1 protein-coding gene is annotated in these 265 nt (G+C 72.8%); it reads right to left on the reverse strand.

Annotated elements, in window-relative coordinates; all coding sequences use genetic code 11:
* Window positions 1-10 precede the first annotated feature (10 nt).
* The coding region (locus SB717_RS36620; RefSeq protein ID WP_410907966.1) for a type 2 periplasmic-binding domain-containing protein at window positions 11-265 on the reverse strand (255 nt) is incomplete at its 5' end.

Consider the following 265-nt stretch of genomic DNA (forward strand, 5'->3'; position numbering starts at 1 on the left):
GGGTCCGCGCTCAGGCCACCCGGCTGACCGCCCGGGCCAGGATGGCCGTGGTGAGCGCCTCCACCGGCTCCCGCGCCGCGGACGGGTTCGAGAGCAGCGTGAAATCGACATGGCCGAGCTCGGGAAGGCCGAACCGGTTGGTGACCTTGATCAGGTCCGCCGGGATGAGCGACCGCGGGAAGACGGCGACCCCGATGCCGGCGCGCACGGCGGCGAGCACTCCGTTGACCTCCCGGGTGTTGCAGGTGATCCGCCAGGAGCGGCC

Source organism: Priestia sp. SIMBA_032 (genome assembly GCF_046535215.1).
Lineage (GTDB): Bacteria > Bacillota > Bacilli > Bacillales > Bacillaceae_H > Priestia > Priestia aryabhattai.